This is a genomic window from Streptomyces sp. NPDC048383, assembly GCF_040651775.1.
Lineage (GTDB): Bacteria > Actinomycetota > Actinomycetes > Streptomycetales > Streptomycetaceae > Streptomyces.
Genome location: NZ_JBEZKS010000019.1, coordinates 20,116 through 39,484, shown reverse-complemented (window position 1 = coordinate 39,484; position 19,369 = coordinate 20,116). Strand labels below are relative to the sequence as shown.

Below are 19,369 nucleotides of genomic sequence, written 5' to 3'. Positions count from 1 at the left end.
CGCAGTGACAGCCGGCGAACCCGCAGCCGGCTCCAGCACTGCGCAGTGCACACCGCTACAGCGGGCCACCCGTCGACGGGCGCCTCGCCGAACCGACCGACCTGAAGGCTCGGGCACGGCGACTGCTGGCCGGTGCCCTGACGAACAGCACAGCGGAGCAGCGCGGCCTCCCCTTCCCCAGGGACGACCAGACCGAGGGGCCGGGCGTAACACTTTCTGCCTGCGAGATGCATCACGGGGTGATCTTCGGGGTGGCGCGGCTTTTCTGTTACGCGGCCTCGCGTTCGGAAGCCTCCACTTCGTGGGGTTCTTTCCGCCGCTCACCTTGCGAGCCGGTGTGAGAGGCCCCCCAGCCATTGGCACATCCCCGGAAGGAAGCGCCCCATGACGCGACATACCCGTGAACGCCGCGCGCCCCGTACGCAGGAGCGGCACCTCGTCCTGCACCGCACGCACCCCTCGGCGAATCAGGCCGCATCGGACGATTCACCCACGATCACACCCTCCGAGGCGACCCGAGACCACCGAGGAGCAGCATGAAGGGCCTACACCGGCACGGTCGGCGCCTGCGGACACTGACGATCGGACTGGCGGCCGCGGCATTGGTGGGGGGTGTCGTGACGCTCCTCCCCAGCTCTGCCGGAGCCGCAACACCCCTGGGCACGCAGGCGGCGCCCTCGGGCAGGTACTTCGGCACCGCTGTGGCCGCCGGCAGGCTCGGCGAAGCGGGGTACGCCGCCATCCTGGACCGGGAGTTCAACATGATCACCCCGGAGAACGAGATGAAGTGGGACGCCGTCGAACCGTCCCGCGGCACGTTCACCTTCGGCCCGGCCGATCAGATCGTCAACCATGCCGCGGCGCACGGCCAGCGCCTGCGCGGCCACACCGCGGTCTGGCACGCGCAGCTCCCCTCCTGGGTCAACTCCATCAGCGACGCCCACACGCTGCGCGGCGTGATGAACAACCACATCACCACCCTGATGACCCGCTACAAGGGCAAGATCCACTCCTGGGACGTGGTCAACGAGGCGTTCGCCGACGGGTCGACCCAGCACCGCAGCTCGGTGTTCCAGAACGTGCTGGGCAACGGCTTCATCGAGGAAGCGTTCCGCACCGCCCGGGCGGCGGACTCCTCCGCGAAGCTCTGCTACAACGACTACAACATCGAGAACTGGTCGGACGCCAAGACCCAGGGCGTCTACAGCATGGTCAAGGACTTCACGTCCCGCGGCGTGCCGATCGACTGCGTCGGGTTCCAGAGCCACTTCGGCGCCGGCGGCCCCCCGGCGAGCTTCCAGACCACCCTGGCCAACTTCGCCGCCCTGGGCGTCGACGTCCAGATCACCGAGCTGGACATCGCCCAGGCGTCGCCGACCCACTACACCAACACGGTGAAGGCCTGTCTGTCCGTGGCCCGGTGTACCGGCATCACGGTCTGGGGCATCCGGGACAGCGACTCCTGGCGCAAGGGGGAGAACCCCCTGCTGTTCGACAGCAACGGCAACCCCAAGACCGCCTACACCGCCGTCGTGAACGCCTTCAACGCAGCCCCCGGCACCACCCCCGGGACCGGCACCGGCACCATCAAGGGCGTCGCCTCCGGTCGCTGCATCGACATCGAGGGCTCCACCACCGCCAACGGAACCCAGGCGCAGCTGTGGGACTGCCACGGACGGAGCAACCAGCGCTGGACCCGCACCTCCGGCAAGCAGCTGACGGTCTACGGCAAGAAGTGCCTGGCCGCCAAGGACAAGGGCACTGGCAACGGCACCGCGGTGGTCATCGAGGACTGCAACGGCGGCGCCGGCCAGCAGTGGAACGTCAACACCGACGGCACAATCTCCGGCGTCCAGTCCGGGCTGTGCCTCGACGCCGTCGGCGCGGCCACCGCCAACCGCACCAGGATCCAGCTGCACTCCTGCTGGTCCGGCGGCAACCAGAAGTGGACCGGCCCATCCGGGACGCCGACCCCGACAACTCCCACGCCGACGGGCACGTGTGCTCTTCCGTCGACCTACCGGTGGACGTCGACGGGTGCGCTGGCGCAGCCGGCGAACGGGTGGGCGTCGCTGAAGGACTTCACCCACGTGACGTACAACGGCAAGCACATGGTCTACGGGTCGTACTTTTCGGGATCCTCGTACGGCTCCATGATGGCGGGGCCCTTCACGAACTGGTCGGACATGGCGTCGGCCCGCCAGACTGGGATGAGCCAGGCCGCGGTGGCTCCCACGCTGTTCTACTTCGCGCCCAAGAAGATCTGGGTGCTGGCCTCCCAGTGGGGGGCGTGGCCCTTCATCTACCGCACGTCGAGCGACCCAGCCAACCCCGAGGGCTGGTCCGCGCCGCAGCCGCTGTTCAGCGGGAGCATCCCCCGCACCGATTCCCCCACCGGCCCGATCGACCAGACACTGATCGCCGACGGCGAGAACATGTACCTGTTCTTCGCCGGTGACAACGGCAAGATCTACCGGGCGAGCATGCCGATCGGAAAGTTCCCGGGCAACTTCGGCTCCTCGTACACGACGGTCATGAGCGACTCGCCCGACAACCTGTTCGAGGCGCCGCAGGTCTACAAGGTCCAGGGCCAGAACCAGTACCTCATGATCGTCGAAGCGAGGGGTGCGAACCAGGCCCGCTACTTCCGCTCGTTCACGGCCTCCACCCTGAACGGCCCCTGGACCCCCCAGGCCGCCACAGAGAGCAACCCCTTCGCCGGCAAGGCGAACAGCGGAGCCACCTGGACCAACGACATCAGCCACGGCGACCTGGTGCGCGACAACCCCGACCAGACCATGACCGTCGACCCCTGCAACCTGCGGTTCCTCTACCAGGGCAAGGCGCCCGCGGCAGGCGGCCCCTACGACCGACTGCCCTACCGGCCGGGTCTCCTCACCCTGCAGCGCTGACCTGCCCCGATCCACAGAACCAAGCAAGGAGCACAACCCCCCATGAAGAACCCCACGAACGGCGTGCGCCGCGGACGCCACCGCCGCCGCTGGACCGGGACCGGACTGCTGCTCGGTGTGCCCGCCGTCCTCGTGCCGTACCTCCTGTACGTGCAGGACGACTCGCAGGCCGCGACGGTCGACGCCGGCGCCTACTACCGGCTGGTCTCCGTACGCAGCGGCAAGGCACTGGACGTCAACGCCTTCTCCACCGCCGACGGCACCCGCATCCAGCAGTGGACCGACCAGAACACCGCCAACCAGCAGTGGCAGCTGCGACCCACCGGGGACGGCTACCACGAGTTGGTGAACCGCAACAGCGGCAAGGTGCTGGGCATAACCGGCGACTCGACCGCCCAGGCGGCCGCCGCCGAGCAGCAGACCGACGGCTCCGCCACCTCGCAGGAATGGCGGATCGACGACGTGAGCGGCTCCGACGCCGTCGTCCTCACCTCCCGCAGGAGCGGCCAGGTCCTGGACGTCTCCGGCAGCTCCACGGCCGACGGCGCGGAAGTCATCCAGTACCGCGGCCACGGCGGCACCAACCAGCAGTGGAAACTGGTCAGGACGACCGGGACCAAGACGCCCGGATCCGGACCGTACACATGGCGCAACGCCCAGGTGGTGGGTGGCGGCTACGTCACCGGACTCGTGTTCAACCCCAGGGAGAAGGGTCTGCTGTACGCGCGCACCGACATGGGCGGCGCCTACCGCTGGGACACCGGGGCCGAGCAGTGGATCCCGCTGACCGACTGGATCGGCGAGAAGGACTGGAACCTGCTGGGCATCGACGCGCTGGCCACCGATCCGGTCGACCCCGGCCGGCTCTACCTCGCCACCGGCACCTACACCAACAACTGGGCGGGCAACGGCGCGATCCTCCGCTCCACGGACCGCGGCCGCACCTTCCAGCGCACCGACCTGCCCTTCAAGCTGGGCGGCAACGAGGACGGCCGCGGGGCGGGCGAACGGCTGGCGGTCAACCCCGCGGACAACGGCACCCTGCTGCTGGGCACGCGCAAGAACGGCCTGTGGCGCAGCACCGACCACGGCGCGACCTGGAGCCAGGTCCCCTCGTTCCCCGTCAAGGACGGGGCGGGCAGCGGCGCGGGCATCTCCTTCGTGACGTACGGCCCGGCCGGCAGCAAGACCGTCTACGTCGGCGTCGCCGACAGGACCACCTCCCTCTACCGCTCCACCGACGGCGGCAGCACGTGGCAGGCCGTCCCCGGGCAGCCCACCGGACAGATGCCGCAGCACGGAGTGCTCTCCGGCGACGGCTCGCTGTACCTGACGTACACCAACGCCCTCGGCCCGAATGGCGTGACGGGGGGCTCGGTCTGGAAGCACACGCCGGCCGGCGGAACGTGGAAGAACGTTTCCCCCTCCCAGGGCACCTACGGGTTCTCCGGTCTGGCCGTCGACCCGCGCAAGCCCTCCACGGTGATGGTCACCACCCTCGACCGCTGGTGGCCGGAGGACGAGATCTACCGGACCACCGACGGCGGCACGACGTGGAAGGCCCTGGCCGACAAGACGGTGCGGGACGCCTCCGCCGCGCCGTACGTGGGCACCGGCACCGGGCACTGGATGACCGCCCTGGCCATCGACCCCTTCGACTCCGGCCACGTGCTGTACGGCACCGGCAGCGGCATCCTGCGCAGCAAGGACACCAACGCCTCCGACAGCGGCGCCACCAGCCACTGGACCGTGGGCGCCCGCGGGCTGGAGGAAACCGCCGTGCTGGACGCGATCGCCCCGCCCGGCGGAGCCCACGTCGTCACGGCCCTGGGCGACCTGGGCGGATTCCGCCACGACTCCCTGACCGAGGTGCCCTCCGGGCGGCTGACGAACCCGATGATGGCCAACAGCACATCCATCGACTTCGCACAGTCCACCCCCTCGATGATGGTCCGCGTCGGACGGGGCGGCGCGCAGGACGGTGCCTACTCCGCCGACGGCGGCCGCAGTTGGAGGGGCTTCGCGTCCGAACCGGTGGCCGGCGCCGACAGCGGCCGGGTGGCGCTCTCCGCCGACGGCTCGGCCATCGTCTGGACGCAGACCGGCCAGGCCCCGTACCGCTCGACCGACAAGGGAGCGAGCTGGTCGAAGGTCAACGGCCTGGGCACCAACGCCGTCGTCATCGCCGACCGCTCCTCGGCCGGGACGTTCTACTCCCTGGCCGGCGGCACCCTGTACGCCAGCACCGACGGCGGGGCGACCTTCAGCGCCCGGGCCGCCAACCTGCCCGCCGACGGCCGGCTCGAGGCGGTCCCCGGAGCCGCGGGGGACCTGTGGATCGCCGGCGGCGGCCAGGGACTGCTGCACTCGACCGACGGCGGCCGCACCTTCACCCGGCTCGCCCCGGTGAAGTCGGCCTCCGCCATCGGCTTCGGCAAGGCCGCACCGGGCGCTTCCTACCAAGCCCTGTACCTGATCGGCACCGTCAAGGACGTCACCGGCGTCTTCCGCTCCACCGACAAGGGCGCCACCTGGCTCCGCGTCAACGACGACGCCCACCAGTGGGGCGGCATCGGCGGCACCGGCGTCATCACCGGCGACCCCGACGCATTCGGCCGCGTGTACGTCGGAACCAACGGACGCGGCCTCCAGTACGGCGACCCCTCCTGACCCGACAACCGGGCGGGGCCGCAGGCGCAACGGCCTGCGGCCCCGCCACCGCCCGGCCGAAGGACCTGGGGAGCACCCGGAGGTGACGGGCTGACGATTGCCGTACTCGCGGGGCTCAGCTTGACGTTTAACGTCCGGCCTGAACTTGCTCAGTAGAGGCCGTCGAGTTGATCCACAAGGGACCGCAGCTCGCGAGCTCGGGGTCGGGACATGCCGAGTATCACGGCTTCTAGCAACTTCCGGGCCCCGAAGGGGCTGCCACAGCATTGCCACACGCCGCAGCCGCCGTCCTCGTATTCGATCCAGAGTCTGCGGTACGGATCGTGTACGAGGTCGCGCCACATCCTGACGGCGTCGGCCGTAACGCCGACGTTCAGGTAGTTCCGGATGGTCTCTACCCTGGCGACTTCGGCGTGAGCTGCCGCGGACAGACCAGGGATGCGTGGTCGGTAGGTGAGCTGGTCGCGCAGGTGCTGCCCCGCGCGGACTTGCCCTGGCCGCTTACGCGGCATGGGCCTTTCTGTGGAAGATCATGGGGTGACATTGCCAGAGGAGACCGTGCCATGGCACATCACTTGCGGCTCAGTTGGTGCGTCGCGGCTTCGTGTGCGTCTGGGTTTCGTGCCGACCTTGTGGTGGGCGGGTCGGCCCCGGTCGCCCGGCCGGCTCGAAGAACCGACAGCCCGCCACCCGCTACGACGTCGGACGCGTCCTCGCCACCGGCGAGCCCTACAGCCGACCCGGTGGGTTTTGGTGCACCGGCTGGCGTGCCTGTCTTCGCCCGCAGGTTCCTAAACCCCCGGCGGACCCGGGCGGGGGTGAGCCTGTTCGGTTCCGCGGGTCGTTCCCAGGGACGTCGGGTCGCGTGCGAGTGGGCGCGCGAGGCGGAGCTGAGCGTGTGCGCAAAGGACGAGCCAGGTCCAACGGTCTGCCGCAGCGGAGTCCCGCAGTTTGGGCCTGGTCCAGTCGAGAGTCTGCTTGAGCAGGCGGAAGGTGTGCTCCACGTCGAAGCGGCGGACGAACGCCCGCCAGCACCGGTCGACGTCGGCGGGGCCCGCGCTGGTGCCCGACCACCACAGCCAGACGGGCTTGTTCACCCCGCCGCTGGGCAACTTCCCGACCGTCAGGCGGATCACAGTGCCCTCGATGATGGGCAACGGCCCCTCGTGGTCGAGCCAGGCTGCCCGCCGGGTCAACCGGGGGTGCAGCCGGTCCCATGCCTGCGCGGTCGCGGTCCCGTACCGGTCGGTGTTGGTGACGGTCGCCGCGGTGGCTTCGCCCCAGGTCTCGGGTCGGCCGAAGACGAACTCACCACCATGTTCGGGCGGGCGGCCGCCCTGCGGCGGGCAGACCGACGGCACCGGAACGGGCCTGCGCATCACCCGGTCCGAGCGGAGCTGGCCCAGGACCTCGACGGGCAGGTCTGCCAGGAGGTGGGCGATGCGGGGAGCGTCGTAGCCCGCATCCAGCACGACCAGGACCTCCGGATCCCCCTCCCGCCACTGGCCGGCGTCCACAAGACGTTGGACGACATCGCGGTGCTCACCGGTCCATTCTTTCGGCCCACCATTCCGACCGGCGGTGAGGGCGGGCGGCCGGCGTGAGTTGCCGGTTACCGGTTACAGCCCTCCGCGTGCGGGGGTTCGCCCTGCCAGGGCAGGGGCGGGCTCTCCCGGTGGCTTTATTCACGAGTTTGGGTTCTGGCTCACATTCCGTGTAGCTGTTACGGAGCGTCAGATCCTCGGAGCCATGCGATGCCGGTCGGGATGGGCACGAAGCTGGGGTGAGGTGAGTTCCAGGGCCCGGTTGTCGCGTCCGGCACTCATGTGGTTGAGCCAGCGTTCGTACCAGTCGAGGAAGTCGGTGGCGGAGGAGACGTTGGGGCCCCAGTAGCCGTCGCTGTTACCGATGAGGACGCGGCCGGTGAGGGGACCGGTCACCGCGATGATGCATACGTCGGTGCAGCCCATCTCGATGATGTGGAGGAAGAGGTCGAGTTCGTGTGCCCCGGAACCTATGCCGTCGAAGCCGCAGGGTGCCCCCGGTTCTTCGCGCGGATTCATGACAAGCAGGGAACAGTGTCGGCGTACGACTCACTCTGCCCAGTCGCGTACGAGTGAACGTGCTCAGGCTCTGCTGCTTTGAACCTATGGCCACATAGACATAGAAGATGTCATGATGACATCATGAGTGTCGATGGGCGTACGAGGGGTGAGCCCCCGTTGGGGCCTCTGCTGTACGAAGTGATCCGCAGCCTGTGGCCGCTGCACCGCACGGTCGTGCGTGCCGTGGAGCGGGAGCTGATGCACACGGGGATGACAGCTGGTCAGCATGCGGTGATGGACGAACTGTGCAGGGGTGGCCCTCGAACGGTTCCTCAACTGGCCCGCCTGCTGGGCCTGGACCGGCAGCCGGTCCAGCGTCTGGTGAACGATGCGACAGCTCTGGGGCTGGCTGAGAGCGCCCCGAACCCGGAGCACCGGCGCTCGCGCCTGATCCGGCTCACCCTGAAAGGGGAAGCCATCATCAGGGGCATCCAGGAAGCCGAGGAAACCGAACTGCGGCGCCGGCTGTCCGATCTGACCACCGGTGACGTCACGACGGCTCTGCACGTGCTCCGTCGCCTGGGCGAGGAGTTCAAGGACCTTGCACGGGATGCCCCGCCGCACCCCACGGATCGAGGAGACGACCGACGATGACGCATGCGCGGACACACGCGGTCACAGCCACCACCGTACCCGTCGAGGCGGGCGAGCTCTTTTGCGAGTCGGCCGGCGAAGGACCCCCCGTCGTACTGCTCCACGGCGGCATGCTCGACCTGAACATGTGGAACGAGCAGTTCTCGTGGCTCGCGAGCCTGGGGTACCGCGTCATCCGCTACGACGCCCGCGGCCACGGGCGTTCCTCCACCGTGGCCGGGGACTACGCCAACCATGACGATCTACACTCTCTGCTCACCCACCTCGATGTCCCGTGCGCCACGCTCGTAGGGCTTTCCCTCGGGGCGCGGACCGCGGTCGACACGGCGATAGCTCATCCTGAGTCTGTGTCGGCCCTGGTCCTTGCCTCGCCCGGGGTGAGCGGCCGGCCCTTCGCCGACCCCTACGTCGCGCACCACACCGCACAGCAGATGGCCGCGATGGGCGACCCGGACGGCGGAGCGCAGCGGTTCGTGGAGCACTTTCTCCGGATGTGGGTGGACGGGCCGTACCGTGAACCGTCCCAGGTCAGCCGCACACTGCGCGAGCGGATGCATGCGTCGGCGTCCGCCAACGTCATGCGGCACGCCCGCGGGTTGGGGGCGGGGATGCCGAGAGAAGTCGGTGCGGCGGACCGGCTGGCCTCCATCGGCGTGCCCACCCTGGTTCTCGACGGAGAACTCGACAGCAGTGACATTTCGTCAAACGCTCAGGCCATCGCCCGAGCCGTTCCCGATGCCCGGCACCAACGGTTCGCCTCGGCGGCCCACATGGTTAGCCTCGAGAGCACGGCACCCTTCAACCTCGCGGTCGAATCCTTCCTCGTGTCCACGACTGACCTCAACTGAGCACCTTCGCCTGTACCGGCGTGAGCACATTCGGGGGTACGCCGACAACTGCTGTCTCGCCGAACCTGGCGGTCTTCGAATGCGGTTCCGGGTCAAATGCCAGCAGATGGCATCATGATTTGATGGATGTCCCTATCTCGATCGACCTCGACACGTGGCCGCGTCGGCAGCACTTCGAGCACTACCGTCGGCTCGTTCCGTGTACGTACTCGATGACAGTCGAGTTGGATGTCTCCGCCTTCAGTGTGGCTCTGCGGCGATCGCAGCGTAAGTCCTACATCGCGCAGGTCTGGGCTCTCGCCACGATCGTCAACCGTCACGATGAGTTCAAGATGTGCCTCACTGCCGCGGGCGGGCCAGCGGTCTGGCCTGTCGTGCACCCAGCGTTCACGGTGTTCAACCCGGAACGCGAGACGTTCGCCTGCGTGTGGGCGCCCTACGACCCTGACTTCGGCGCGTTCCACGATGTAGCCGCCCCTCTGCTCGCGGAGCACAGTCGCGCCAGCGACTTCTTCCCGCAGGGAGAGCTGCCGGCCAACATCTTTGACGTGTCGAGCCTGCCCTGGGCGTCCTTCACCGGGTTCAACCTCAACATCGGCGGCAACGGCTGGAACCATCTCGCGCCCATCTTCACCCTCGGCCGCTATGTTGAGAAAGACGGCCGGGTCCTGCTCCCCCTGGCAGTACAGGTGCACCACGCTGCCGCAGACGGATTTCACTCCACGCGGCTCGTCAACGAGTTGCAAGCTCTCATGACGGACCTGACCTGGCTGGAGGAGACTCCAAAGGCCTGAGTGACGGATCGGGCATTCGAGCCGTCAGCCTTTCTTGGACCACTTGGTCTGTGGTCTTTTGCGGGTGAGGCGTCGGGTCATGAGCGTGATGAGTGCCCAAGTCAGATGGGCTTCGGAGTGCTGAGGCAGCCTCTCATAGTCCCGGACGTTGCGCCGCGCTTTCGTGATCCACCCCAATGTGCGTTCGACCCTCCAGCGACGGGGCAAAACGACGAAGCCTTTCGCATTGCGGGGCCGTGAGACGGTCTTGAGGGTCATCTTGAGGAAGTCGGCGGCCCAGGTGATGAGCTGGCCGGCGTAGGCGGAGTCGGCCCAGACCTGGGCGATCTGGGGTTGCATGTGGCCCAGGCGCCACAGGAGTTCGCGGGCGGCGTCGCGGTCGGTCATGTCGGCGGGTGTCACCGTGATCATCACGGGCAGGCCGAGGGTGTCCACCGCGATGTGTCTCTTGCGTCCGTTTATCTTCTTCGCGGCGTCGTAGCCTCGGGTGGCTTTGGAGACTGTGTAGGCGCCTTTGACGGACTGCGAGTCCACGATCAGCGTGACTGGCCAGGGGCATCGCCCCTGGCCAGTGCGGATCTGTCGGCGGAGCTGGTCACGGATGAAACCGACAATCCCGACCCGCATCCAGCGCGCGAAGTGGTAGTAGACGGTCTGCCAGGGCGGATAGTCAGATGGCAGAGCCCGCCACTTGGTCCCGTTGCCGACGATGTACCGGATCGCATCAATGATCTCGCGGCGGTGCCACTTCTCCGGCCGACCTCCGGCCTTGGTCAGGCATGCCTGAACGGGCAGCAGCGGTTCGAGGAGCGCCCATTCCGCGACGGTGGTGTCAGAGGGATAGCGGCGCCGACGGGAGGTCAAGGGCATCACGGCCTCCCTTCGGTCGGTTCGGGCCTGGGAGGCTATTTGGTGAGTTGGGCGAGGGTGGCGCGGACGCCGGTGAGCTGGGCGGATGCGAGCTGAGCCCATTCGTCGTCGGGGTAGCGTGCCAGGTGCGGGTCGAGCGTGCCGGTGATCATCCGGGTGAGGCGGCCGAGGATCTGTCGGAACTGCTGTTTCTCGTATTCGATCCAGTCGGCCGGTTCGTCGGAGAAGAGGTATCCGTCGCGGCGGCGCCAGATGATCGGGGTGAGGTGTTCGGCGGCGCCGACATCCCGCAGGTGACGGACGCCCCGGGCGACCTGGGACGGGGTGAGGCGGGTTGCGGCGACCAGTTGCCTGGTCTGTAGGCCGGCGGGCCTGGCTTCCATGAGGGCGACGCGGACCAGGTCGCCGTAGTGCACGCTGAGCGGGGTGGCCGCGCCGCGTATCCGGCGGCGGGCGGGCAGCACCTCACTCGCCCTTCAACAGCTGGGCGAGCTGCTCATCCAGGGTGAACCGGCCGGTCTCCAGGGCGGCCTCCAATCAGTCGGCTGCCCCGCGGACCTTGGCGATTCCCCGCCGGACCGTTTCACGCTCGTCGTCGGTGAACTCCTGGCCACGCATCCGGGGCACCAGTCGGCCCAGGGTGGCGACGTAGCTGTGGCAGGAGCCGACCAGGTCGAGGTACTCGATGGTGTGCTCGATCCTGCGGACCGCCGGCATCCGTTCGCGGACTTTGTCCCGTGTCTGTTCGGAGTTGTCGAACTGGGCACGGTTGACGGTGAAGCGGGTGTCGTCGTCGCGCATCGCCTCCCGGGCCACCCTCGGGCGCTGGAGCAGGCGGGAGGTCACCTGGGTGGCGACCTCGCCGTCCCGGGTCAGCTCCTGCACCACCCGGACCCGCTCGGCCGCCGGCAGTGAGGCCGCGGTCTCCGGCCTGCCTGCACCGCCCTCGCCGCGTCCCGGCCGAGCGACCCGCAGCTCGCCGTGTTCCCGCTGGCCCGCGCGACCAAGGGCTGGGCGCGCGTGTCCGCCGTCGAGCACCTTGACGGCGCACGGCACCCACACATCAGGGAGTGGCTGATCCGGGACGCCTGCACCGGTGACGTCCTGGACAGCTACTTCTGCCTCGTCGCCGCCCGCACCGGGGACCTCGCCGGAGTACTCGCCCGCGAGCGACTCGACGAACCGATCCTCAAGGGCGCCACCCGACTGATCCACGCACTCACCGACATGGACGGCCCCGGAGCCTCCCTCGACGCGTACGAGGACGCCGCACCCGCCCTGCGCACTACCTGCGCCACCTGACGGCCACCCCCGTGACTCCGCAGGACCTCCTCGCCCTCACAGGCATCCGGGACTGGTTCGCCCTCGGCAAGCCACCCGAGGGCGAACTGGCGCGAGCCGGAGCGGAGATCACCGCCATCATCGACCGTCCGGAGTCCCGCCGAACGGTGATCGAGGCCTTGGCCGATGACGACGATCCGCACGCTCACCAAGCGCCCTGGGCCGCCCGCGTCCTCGGCCTGCCCTACCGGGATACCGTGCTGCGCCGCATCGGGGCGGCGCCCCTGGACTCGACCGCTTGGTACTTGCTGACGGAGGATTGCCCGACCGACGAGATCGCCGGCGTGGTCGCGGCCGCCGAACAACTCCTTCCACTCGTCGAGCTCCTCGCGAACCCCGAACCGGACATCTTCTTCGGGTCGGAGTACGCCGCCGACCGGATCCTGGACCTGATCGTCAGCCGGCTGGGCGCCCATCCCGGCCACGGCGTAAGGCTGTTGCGGACGGCACTCGCCACGCGCTGCGAACGCAACCGCCGGATGGCGGCGTACGCCGTGGCCGACTGGCCGCGCGCTGCGGTCCCGGTGGAGTTGCAGGAGGCCCTCGTACGCGCCGCCGCCCGCGAACCCGTCGATGACATCCGTGAGGCGATGCGCGACGTCCTCAGCGGCACCGGTGCGGGGGCGGACTGACAGCCGGTGTGGTGGGGGAGTGGCTGGACATCTCGGCGAGGTAGGAGGGGCCCGGCCGTCGCGACGCCTGCGGGAGCGGCCGATCGAGCGGGGCGAATCGGTGCGTCAGCGCGTGGGTTCACGACGCCCGTCCCCAGGGCTGACAGCCGCAGCCTTTCCCTTACTGGTAATTGCAGCCGGGAGGCTGTTCGCTTTCGATGACGCCGCCCGTATCGAGGGCTGCGGCTGCTGGTCTTCTGCCCGGTCAGGGGCGTTCTGAATGTGGCGTTGGGCCTGGGTTTCATTCGTCCCACTGGTCGCAGTACTCGATGTGGATCTCGCGCGCGTTGCCGAGAATGCCGTCGTTGGAGTGGAGCTCGGTGCAGAAGTGCGGGTAGCTCGGATGGACGGGGACGTATCCGGGGCCGTTTCGGGCGACGTCGAAGAAGTGCCGGGCGGTGTCCCCGAACACCTTCGCGCTGCCGGTCATGAAAAGGGTCTCGGCGTGGAGATGCTGGTGGAACAGATCCCGGTTTTCCTGGTAATGCCGTGCCTCGTGATCAATCACGACTTCGTCGGTGTGTCCTGCACCAGGCATCGTCACGGTCTGCGGACGCCCTGGGCCGAGCCGTCCTCGTATTTTCTTCCAGCGTGAGGGGGCGAACTGGAGCGAGTGGTGCAGCAGCACGAGATCAAGCTGTCGTGTGCCGTCTTCTGGCAACTCGCGGGAGGGGCCACGGTTCCCCCGCATCGGCAGGTGGACCAGCGAACGCGGCGAAGAGGCGGCGAGCTTCCATAGCCCACCGATTCGCTGGGCGGCGTCCTGATCGAGGTAGGTGTCCAAGTGCCGATCATGGTCGATGAGCACGGCGTGGACCAGGGGCCGGGCTGGTCGGATGACCTTGAACTCTGTCGATCCGAGCCGTGCTTGGTGGATGGCGATGGGTAGCTTCATTGGTTCTCCGGGACACGGCGGCTGACATCGGCGGCGAAAGGGGCCCAGTTGCCGGCTGATGCCTTCTGCCATTGGACGGCGACTTGGATGTGGACGCCCAGTACCCGGGCGAGGGAGTCGCCGGGCAGGTCGGCGGCGAGGGTATCGCAGCAACCCTCAAACCAGTCCGCAGGGGGCATCGCGGACGGATCGACTCGAGTGGTGGAACTCAAGTCAGTGTGCTCGGCAAAGACGTGGCGGACCAAGTCCACGGCGAGGCGTAAGCGCCCGAGCGCCGACAAGCTCATCCAGCCAAACGGCGCAGCTCACCCTGCCTGCCGTCGTTTCCATCATGGACGGCGGCTTTCAGCAGGGTCCGGACCTCAGGGCTGTTCACGAGTGCCGCTGACCTGAGGCAAGTCCGCGGGCTTGAAGATCGCTCCCCATCGGGTGATCGTTTCTCGACGGGCCGGGATCAGTCCCACCAGAATTCCCGGCAGTGCGTGTCGATGAGTCGGTCGGCGTACGCGTCCAGGGTCTGGGGGCGGGGGCCCTGCCAGATGTTGTCGGGACAGAAGGGGAAGTGTTCGGCGGCGACGAGCAGGGCGTCTTCCCTGCTCGTCGGGGGTGTGGCGACGCTCACGTGGGGTGTGTCGGATCCAAGGGCGGCGACGCATGCACCGAAGCGTTGTTCCCAGTTGCTCACCACGGCGGAGAACGTGGCGGTGTCGTTGTCCCAGTTGGCGGGTCCGTCCCAGCCGACGAGGGCGAGGGCGTCGGCGCCGGAAGGCGCGGCGACCAGGCCCAGACATGACCGCGGCCGACTCAGAACGAAAAGTTCTGCGTGCTCAGCGGCCAGGGCTGGAGTCCGCCGCGTCTTCACGGCGGGGTGCGAGGCCCGGCCAGGTCTGCCCGGAGGGGGCCATGACGGCCGGCCGTTTGTCGGGCGACATGCCGTCGTCGTCATCGATCGCGGTGTACGTCGCCCACCACCTTGTGAACAGCTCGCTCGGGTCGTGGTCGTCGGGTGATGACATCTGCTTGGGGAAGAGCTCGCCGGTGCCCCAGGGACGGAAGTCGCTGTCTTCGGGGTTTCTCGAGTCGAGAAGCTGGGGCCAGACGCCTGAGCGGGGATGCTCGTCGTGATTCCGCGTCCACAAACCCTGCGGATACGGCGCCGTGCTTCAGCTTGAGGGCCTGCGCGCCTCGTCACCTTCATCGGACGTGATCAACCGTCCGGGCGGGACGGGGACAGCCGTGGTCGACAGCAGCTACGCGCAGTCGCGGACGCTGTACGGCTGCTCGGTCGGCTCCTGGACGACCTCGGTGTCGCCGGCCTGCGCCTTCTCGAACGTGGCGCTTGAGGTCCGGGGTGGCCAGCAGGATCCAGCCGTGGGTGCCCTAGGCCATCATCTCGGTGATCGTCCGGCGCTCGGCCTTCGGTGATGCCGGGATCGGCGACGGGTGGCGTCAGAAGGATCGACGTGCCCGGCTGACCGGCCGGGCCGACCGTGATCCAGCGCATCCTGCTCTGCTCGACATCGCTGCGGACCTCGAAACCGAGGATGTCGCGGTAGAAGGCGAGCGACGCGTCCGGGTCGTCGTGCGGCAGGGAGGTCGTGTGAATGGTGATGTCCATGGTGAGCAGGCTAGAGCTGGCTCCGTGCCCCGCACTTCTCGATTCCTGATCGATCCGTACGCGCCCGGACGTACACGGGGACGGCGCGCGGAGCACGCTCGCTTCCCGTGAGGGCAAAACCGATGCTCCGTCAGCCACCCGTCAGGGAACTGTCGGCAGCCCCCTCATCGTGAGCACGACCCGTCCCGCCCCGGCTGCCGAGGGGGCGCCGAGGCGGGAGACGGTAGGTGGGGGACGGGGGTGGGTTGCACCGCGTCCGGCGAGGGGGTCAGTGGAGCCGGATGGCGTTCCAGTCCCAGTTCGCGTTGGCGGGGGTGGTGTAGCTGCTGGTGAAGGGCTGGATGAGACCGGCGTTGTCGGCGAGGCCGGTGTACATCTTCATGGTGCCGTCGGCCTGGCGGTACATCATGCCCATGTCGGTACGCCGGTCGCCGTTGAAGTCACCGGTGATGACCTTCATCGCGTTGCGGTCCCAGCCGCCACTGGCGGGAACGGTGTAACCGGCGTTGTACTCACCGAAACCGCCGTCGGTCTTGGCCAGCGAGCTGTGGAAACCGACGGAGCCGTCGGCGTGGTGGTAGACCATGACCGCGTCGGAGCGGCCGTCACCGTTCACGTCGCCGGAGTGGAGCTGGATGGCGTTCGAGTCCCAGTTCGCGTTGGCCGGGGTGGCGTAGCTGCTGGTGAAGGGCTGGATGAGACCGGCGTTGTCGGCGAGGCCGGTGTACATCTTCATGGTGCCGTCGGCCTGGCGGTACATCATGCCCATGTCGGTGCGGCGGTCGCCGTTGAAGTCACCGGTGATCAGCTTCATCGCGTTGCGGTCCCAGCCGCCACTGGCGGGGGCGGTGTAGCCGACGTTGAATTCACCGAAACCGCCGTCGGCCTTGGCCAGGGAGCTGTAGAAACCGACGGACCCGTTGGCGTGGTGGTAGACCATGACCGTGTCGGAGCGGCCGTCACCGTTGACGTCGCCGGAGTGGAGTTGGATGGCGTTCCAGTCCCAGTTCGCGTTGGCCGGGGTGGTGTAGCTGCTGGTGAAGGGCTGGATGAGACCGGCGTTGTCGGCGAGGCCGGTGTACATCTTCATGGTGCCGTCGGCCTGGCGGTACATCATGCCCATGTCGGTACGGCGGTCGCCGTTGAAGTCACCGGTGATCAGCTTCATCGCGTTGCGGTCCCAGCCGCCACTGGCGGGAACGGTGTAGCCGACGTTGTACTCACCGAAACCGCCGTCGGTCTTGGCCAGGGAGCTGTGGAAACCGACGGAGCCGTTGGCGTGGTGGTAGACCATGACCGCGTCGGAGCGGCCGTCACCGTTCACGTCACGCGGTGCGATGGAACGTCGTACCGTCTCCTTGATCCAGCCGCCGAGGTCGTCGGCGCGTACCGAAACGGCGCCGGTGCGGGACTCCGTGGGGGCGGTGCCGAGGCAGCCACCCTGCCAGGAACGGCTGTTGACTCCGACCAGCTCGCCGGCGGCGTTCAGCAGCGGACCGCCGGTGTCGCCCTTGCAGATGGCGTCGGTGCCCTTGCCCGTGATGGTCAGGGTGGTGGCGTTGGAGGTGTTGAGGGTGAACGCGCCGGTGTGGGCCTTGTCGGGTGCCCACTCGGTCTTGGTCCGCCCGAAGCCCACGGCGGTCAGGTCGGCGCCGGCCGCCGGGGCGGTGCCCGCCTGCTTGATGCGCGCGGTCCCGCCGGAAGGAGTGGCGAGGCGGGCCAGGACGACGTCCCGGTCCGTGCGGGGGACGAGCTCGGAAACGTCGACGCGTCGGCCGTCGCCCAGGGTCACGGTGGTCTTGAGCGCCGGCGCACCGGCCGGCACCGCGGTACCGGGCGTCGCGGCGAAGCAGCTGGCTGCGGTCAGGACCCAGGAGACGTCGACGATGGAGCCGGTACATCCGCGGCCGTTCGCCTCGTCGCCGATGTTCAGCTTGACGACGGAGGCGTGCTGGCCGGCCGTCACCTCCGGGCCGGAGACGGCTTGGGCGGAACCGGCGGGAACGATGCCCGCGGCGACCGCGGTGGCGATGACGAGCAGGCCCGATATCCGCGCGGTGCGCGGACGGAATGCAGACATGAGCGGGTTCCTTCAAGAACGGGATGGGGTGAGGTGTGCGTCGAAATTCGGGTGTGCCGTGTGCCGTGTGCCGGACCGGTGGCCGGCGCCTGCGCCGATGCCGGTGCCGGCTGAGTGCCGGGTGCCTGTGGCGGCGCCGGTCACCTGGATCCGAGTCCTGGTGACCGGCGCCGTCCGGCTCATCGTCGGGCCGGTGTCACTGGTGTGGTCGGCGCCGGGTCGCGAGGGTGGGTCAGCCGTTCCAGGTACCGGTGAGGGCGAGGTGACCGGGGGCGCCCGGCAGGCCCGGGGTGGGGACGGTCGTGGTGGGGGCCCAGGTGCGGTCGGTGTGGCGCGTGGTGTGCAGGAGCTTCCCGTCGGTGGTCGTAACGGCCACTTGGACCTCACCGGCGATGTTGGCGGTGGCCACGGACTTGGCGGTGACCGTGCCGAGGATGGACTTGATCTCGGTCAGCGGGGTCCAGGTGCCGTTGAAGTTGCGTACGGCGTGGTACTGGCGGCTGCCGTTGTCGGTGGCGATGACGATGTGGGTCTCGTCTCCGGCGCCGATCGTGCTGAGGGAGGTGATGGGTCCGGTGGCGCCGGCGGCGGCGGCCACGTCGCCCCAGTTGAGCCAGTTTCCGTTGGTCTGGCGGATGGTGTGGTAGGCCTTGCCGCCGCTGAGGGTGGTGACCTGGAGTTCACCGCGGACGACGGCGGTGGCGGCGCCGGTCACGTTGGCGACCTTGCCGCTGGTGATGTCCTTGAAGGGCGTCCAGTGGCCGGTGGCGTTGCGAACGGTGTGCAGGGCCTTGCCGTCGGCGACGGCGACGACGTGGAGGTCCCAGCCGATGTTCGTCGCGGTGACGCTGGTGAGGTTGCCCAGGGTGCCGGCGACCTCGAAGACGTTGCCGAAGGTGCCCCAGGTGCCGTCCTGCTTGCGGATGGTGTGGAACAACTTGCTGTCGTTGCTCACGGCCAGGACGTGGGTGTCGCCGTTCATACCGACGGCCGCCGAGTTGCGAAGCCCGCCGGGGACCGCGCCGGTCCGGCTCTGGACGTCGTTGAAAGCGGTCCAGGAGCCGTCGTTGCCGCGGGTGGCCTGGTAAAGGCCGCTGCCGGATTGCACCAGGGCCTGGGTCTTCCAACCGGGGGTCTGCGGCAGAATTTCCTGCTGCATCCAGCCGCGGAGGTCATCCGCCCGTGCGGCGATCGCGTTGGTGCGGGTTTCGGTGGCGGGGGTTCCCAGACATCCTCCCTGCCAGGAACGGCTGTTGATGCCGGCCAGTTCGCCCTTGCCGTTGACGAGCGGCCCCCCGGCATCGCCCTGGCAGATCGCGTCGGCGCCCTTGGCCGTGAGGGCCAGCGTCGCCGCATCGGCGGAAGAGACACCGAACGCGGCGGTGTGGACCTTGTCCTGCACCCACTCCGTCTTGGTCCGGCCGAAGCCTGCCGCCGACACGGCGGCGTTCACGGCGGGCTGCGCGGCGGCGAGCTTGATGGGGGTGATCCCGGTGACGGGGGCGGACAGCCTCGCGAGCACCACGTCCCGGTCACCGCGAGGAACGATGCTCACCACGTCGAGCGTGGTCGTGCCGATCCTCGCGGTGGCCTTCAGCTCCGGCTTGCCGGCGGCAACCGACGCCCCAGGCGTCTTCGCGAAGCAGCTGACCGCGCTCAGGACCCAGCTTTCGTCGACGAGGACCGCCGAGCAGGCTCGGCCGTTGGACTCGTCCCCGATGGTCAGCCGGGCGGTGTGGGTGTAGGTGCCGGCGGCGGCGGGAGTGCCGGCAGCGGCCAGAGCCGTACCTGCGGGAATGAGCGCGGTGGCGCTTGCGATGGTCATGGCCGTGGCCGACCACATCGTGCGCGGACGTATGCGGGACATGGTTTTCCTTCGATCTTTCCGAGAACTGTGGCAGATGGCTGGGGCGCCGGTCGGGCGACCGAGGGCGGGCACGAGTGGCGCCCGGATCGCGATCTCGCCGTAGG

General features: G+C 68.7%; 15 protein-coding genes and 3 pseudogenes. 7 read left to right on the top strand and 11 right to left on the bottom strand.

The window, feature by feature from the left end; genetic code table 11:
• The first annotated feature begins 536 nt into the window (after window positions 1-536).
• Together AB0D46_RS15760 and AB0D46_RS15755 are read left to right on the top strand one after the other, a co-directional pair.
• Entirely contained in the window at window positions 537-2,912 is a 2,376-nt protein-coding gene (locus AB0D46_RS15760) for a non-reducing end alpha-L-arabinofuranosidase family hydrolase (RefSeq protein WP_362877882.1), read from the top strand.
• Window positions 2,913-2,954: 42 nt separating this feature from the next.
• Window positions 2,955-5,582, top strand: a complete 2,628-nt coding sequence (locus AB0D46_RS15755) for an RICIN domain-containing protein (RefSeq protein WP_362877881.1) — start codon at window positions 2,955-2,957, stop codon at window positions 5,580-5,582.
• A gap of 742 nt (window positions 5,583-6,324) precedes the next feature.
• On the opposite strand, the pseudogene AB0D46_RS15750 reads toward AB0D46_RS15755, so the two are convergent.
• Window positions 6,325-7,126 (bottom strand): annotated as a pseudogene (locus tag AB0D46_RS15750) (transposase); the annotation flags it as partial.
• A gap of 189 nt (window positions 7,127-7,315) precedes the next feature.
• A pseudogene (locus AB0D46_RS15745) lies at window positions 7,316-7,660 on the bottom strand (SMI1/KNR4 family protein); the annotation flags it as partial.
• Window positions 7,661-7,825: 165 nt separating this feature from the next.
• Between AB0D46_RS15745 and AB0D46_RS15740 the strand changes: the two are divergent.
• The 3 genes from AB0D46_RS15740 (at window position 7,826) to AB0D46_RS15730 (ending at window position 9,923) form a co-directional block, all read left to right on the top strand.
• Window positions 7,826-8,281, top strand: coding sequence for a MarR family transcriptional regulator (locus tag AB0D46_RS15740; RefSeq protein ID WP_362877880.1), 456 nt, complete (start codon window positions 7,826-7,828; stop codon window positions 8,279-8,281).
• Window positions 8,278-9,129 carry an alpha/beta hydrolase gene (locus AB0D46_RS15735; RefSeq protein ID WP_362877879.1) on the top strand — a complete coding sequence of 284 codons (852 nt, stop codon included), beginning with the start codon at window positions 8,278-8,280 and terminating at the stop codon, window positions 9,127-9,129. Before AB0D46_RS15740 ends, AB0D46_RS15735 begins: the two co-directional genes overlap by 4 nt.
• Before the next feature lie 122 nt (window positions 9,130-9,251).
• On the top strand, window positions 9,252-9,923 hold the full coding sequence (locus AB0D46_RS15730) for a chloramphenicol acetyltransferase (RefSeq protein WP_362877878.1): 672 nt from the start codon (window positions 9,252-9,254) through the stop codon (window positions 9,921-9,923).
• A gap of 24 nt (window positions 9,924-9,947) precedes the next feature.
• Here the strand turns inward: AB0D46_RS15730 and AB0D46_RS15725 are convergent, their stop codons facing one another.
• The 3 genes from AB0D46_RS15725 to AB0D46_RS15715 form a co-directional block, all read right to left on the bottom strand.
• Window positions 9,948-10,793, bottom strand: a complete 846-nt coding sequence (locus tag AB0D46_RS15725; protein WP_362877877.1) for an IS5 family transposase — start codon at window positions 10,791-10,793, stop codon at window positions 9,948-9,950.
• 35 nt (window positions 10,794-10,828) lie between these two features.
• A complete protein-coding gene (locus AB0D46_RS15720) occupies window positions 10,829-11,257 on the bottom strand; it encodes a hypothetical protein (protein ID WP_362877876.1) in 429 nt (142 codons plus the stop codon).
• Window positions 11,258-11,330: 73 nt separating this feature from the next.
• Entirely contained in the window at window positions 11,331-11,831 is a 501-nt protein-coding gene (locus tag AB0D46_RS15715) for a DUF6192 family protein (protein ID WP_362877875.1), read from the bottom strand.
• Between AB0D46_RS15715 and AB0D46_RS15710 the strand changes: the two genes are divergently transcribed.
• Both AB0D46_RS15710 and AB0D46_RS15705 read left to right on the top strand, forming a co-directional pair.
• Window positions 11,775-12,095: a hypothetical protein gene (locus tag AB0D46_RS15710; protein WP_362877964.1), complete on the top strand. Its 321-nt coding sequence runs from the start codon at window positions 11,775-11,777 to the stop codon at window positions 12,093-12,095. The genes AB0D46_RS15715 and AB0D46_RS15710 overlap by 57 nt on opposite strands.
• A gap of 11 nt (window positions 12,096-12,106) precedes the next feature.
• Window positions 12,107-12,766 (top strand): hypothetical protein, encoded by a 660-nt coding sequence (locus AB0D46_RS15705; protein WP_362877874.1) that lies wholly within the window; start codon window positions 12,107-12,109, stop codon window positions 12,764-12,766.
• Window positions 12,767-13,046: 280 nt separating this feature from the next.
• On the opposite strand, the gene AB0D46_RS15700 is transcribed toward AB0D46_RS15705, so the two are convergent.
• From AB0D46_RS15700 to AB0D46_RS15675, 6 genes and pseudogenes are all read right to left on the bottom strand, one after another.
• Complete coding sequence (locus tag AB0D46_RS15700) at window positions 13,047-13,589, bottom strand: hypothetical protein (RefSeq protein ID WP_362877873.1); 543 nt, start codon at window positions 13,587-13,589, stop codon at window positions 13,047-13,049.
• Between the two features lie 565 nt (window positions 13,590-14,154).
• Complete coding sequence (locus AB0D46_RS15695) at window positions 14,155-14,562, bottom strand: DUF4253 domain-containing protein (RefSeq protein WP_362877872.1); 408 nt, start codon at window positions 14,560-14,562, stop codon at window positions 14,155-14,157.
• Window positions 14,528-14,716: a hypothetical protein gene (locus AB0D46_RS15690; protein WP_362877871.1), complete on the bottom strand. Its 189-nt coding sequence runs from the start codon at window positions 14,714-14,716 to the stop codon at window positions 14,528-14,530. Before AB0D46_RS15690 ends, AB0D46_RS15695 begins: the two co-directional genes overlap by 35 nt.
• Window positions 14,717-14,950: 234 nt before the next feature.
• A pseudogene (locus AB0D46_RS15685) lies at window positions 14,951-15,318 on the bottom strand (VOC family protein).
• Window positions 15,319-15,586: 268 nt separating this feature from the next.
• Window positions 15,587-17,398, bottom strand: coding sequence for a S1 family peptidase (locus AB0D46_RS15680; protein ID WP_362877870.1), 1,812 nt, complete (start codon window positions 17,396-17,398; stop codon window positions 15,587-15,589).
• A gap of 232 nt (window positions 17,399-17,630) precedes the next feature.
• Window positions 17,631-19,265: a S1 family peptidase gene (locus tag AB0D46_RS15675; RefSeq protein WP_362877869.1), complete on the bottom strand. Its 1,635-nt coding sequence runs from the start codon at window positions 19,263-19,265 to the stop codon at window positions 17,631-17,633.
• Window positions 19,266-19,369: the final 104 nt, after the last annotated feature.

Excerpts from the sequence above, each read along its gene's own strand:
- AB0D46_RS15760 (WP_362877882.1), top strand. The coding sequence starts at position 537 with ATGAAGGGCCTACACCGGCACGGTCGGCGCCTGCGGACACTGACGATC.
- AB0D46_RS15755 (WP_362877881.1), top strand. The coding sequence starts at position 2,955 with ATGAAGAACCCCACGAACGGCGTGCGCCGCGGACGCCACCGCCGCCGC.
- AB0D46_RS15735 (WP_362877879.1), top strand. The coding sequence starts at position 8,278 with ATGACGCATGCGCGGACACACGCGGTCACAGCCACCACCGTACCCGTC.
- AB0D46_RS15730 (WP_362877878.1), top strand. The coding sequence starts at position 9,252 with ATGGATGTCCCTATCTCGATCGACCTCGACACGTGGCCGCGTCGGCAG.
- AB0D46_RS15725 (WP_362877877.1), bottom strand. The coding sequence starts at position 10,793 with ATGCCCTTGACCTCCCGTCGGCGCCGCTATCCCTCTGACACCACCGTC.
- AB0D46_RS15690 (WP_362877871.1), bottom strand. The coding sequence starts at position 14,716 with ATGTCATCACCCGACGACCACGACCCGAGCGAGCTGTTCACAAGGTGG.
- AB0D46_RS15680 (WP_362877870.1), bottom strand. The coding sequence starts at position 17,398 with ATGTCTGCATTCCGTCCGCGCACCGCGCGGATATCGGGCCTGCTCGTC.
- AB0D46_RS15675 (WP_362877869.1), bottom strand. The coding sequence starts at position 19,265 with ATGTCCCGCATACGTCCGCGCACGATGTGGTCGGCCACGGCCATGACC.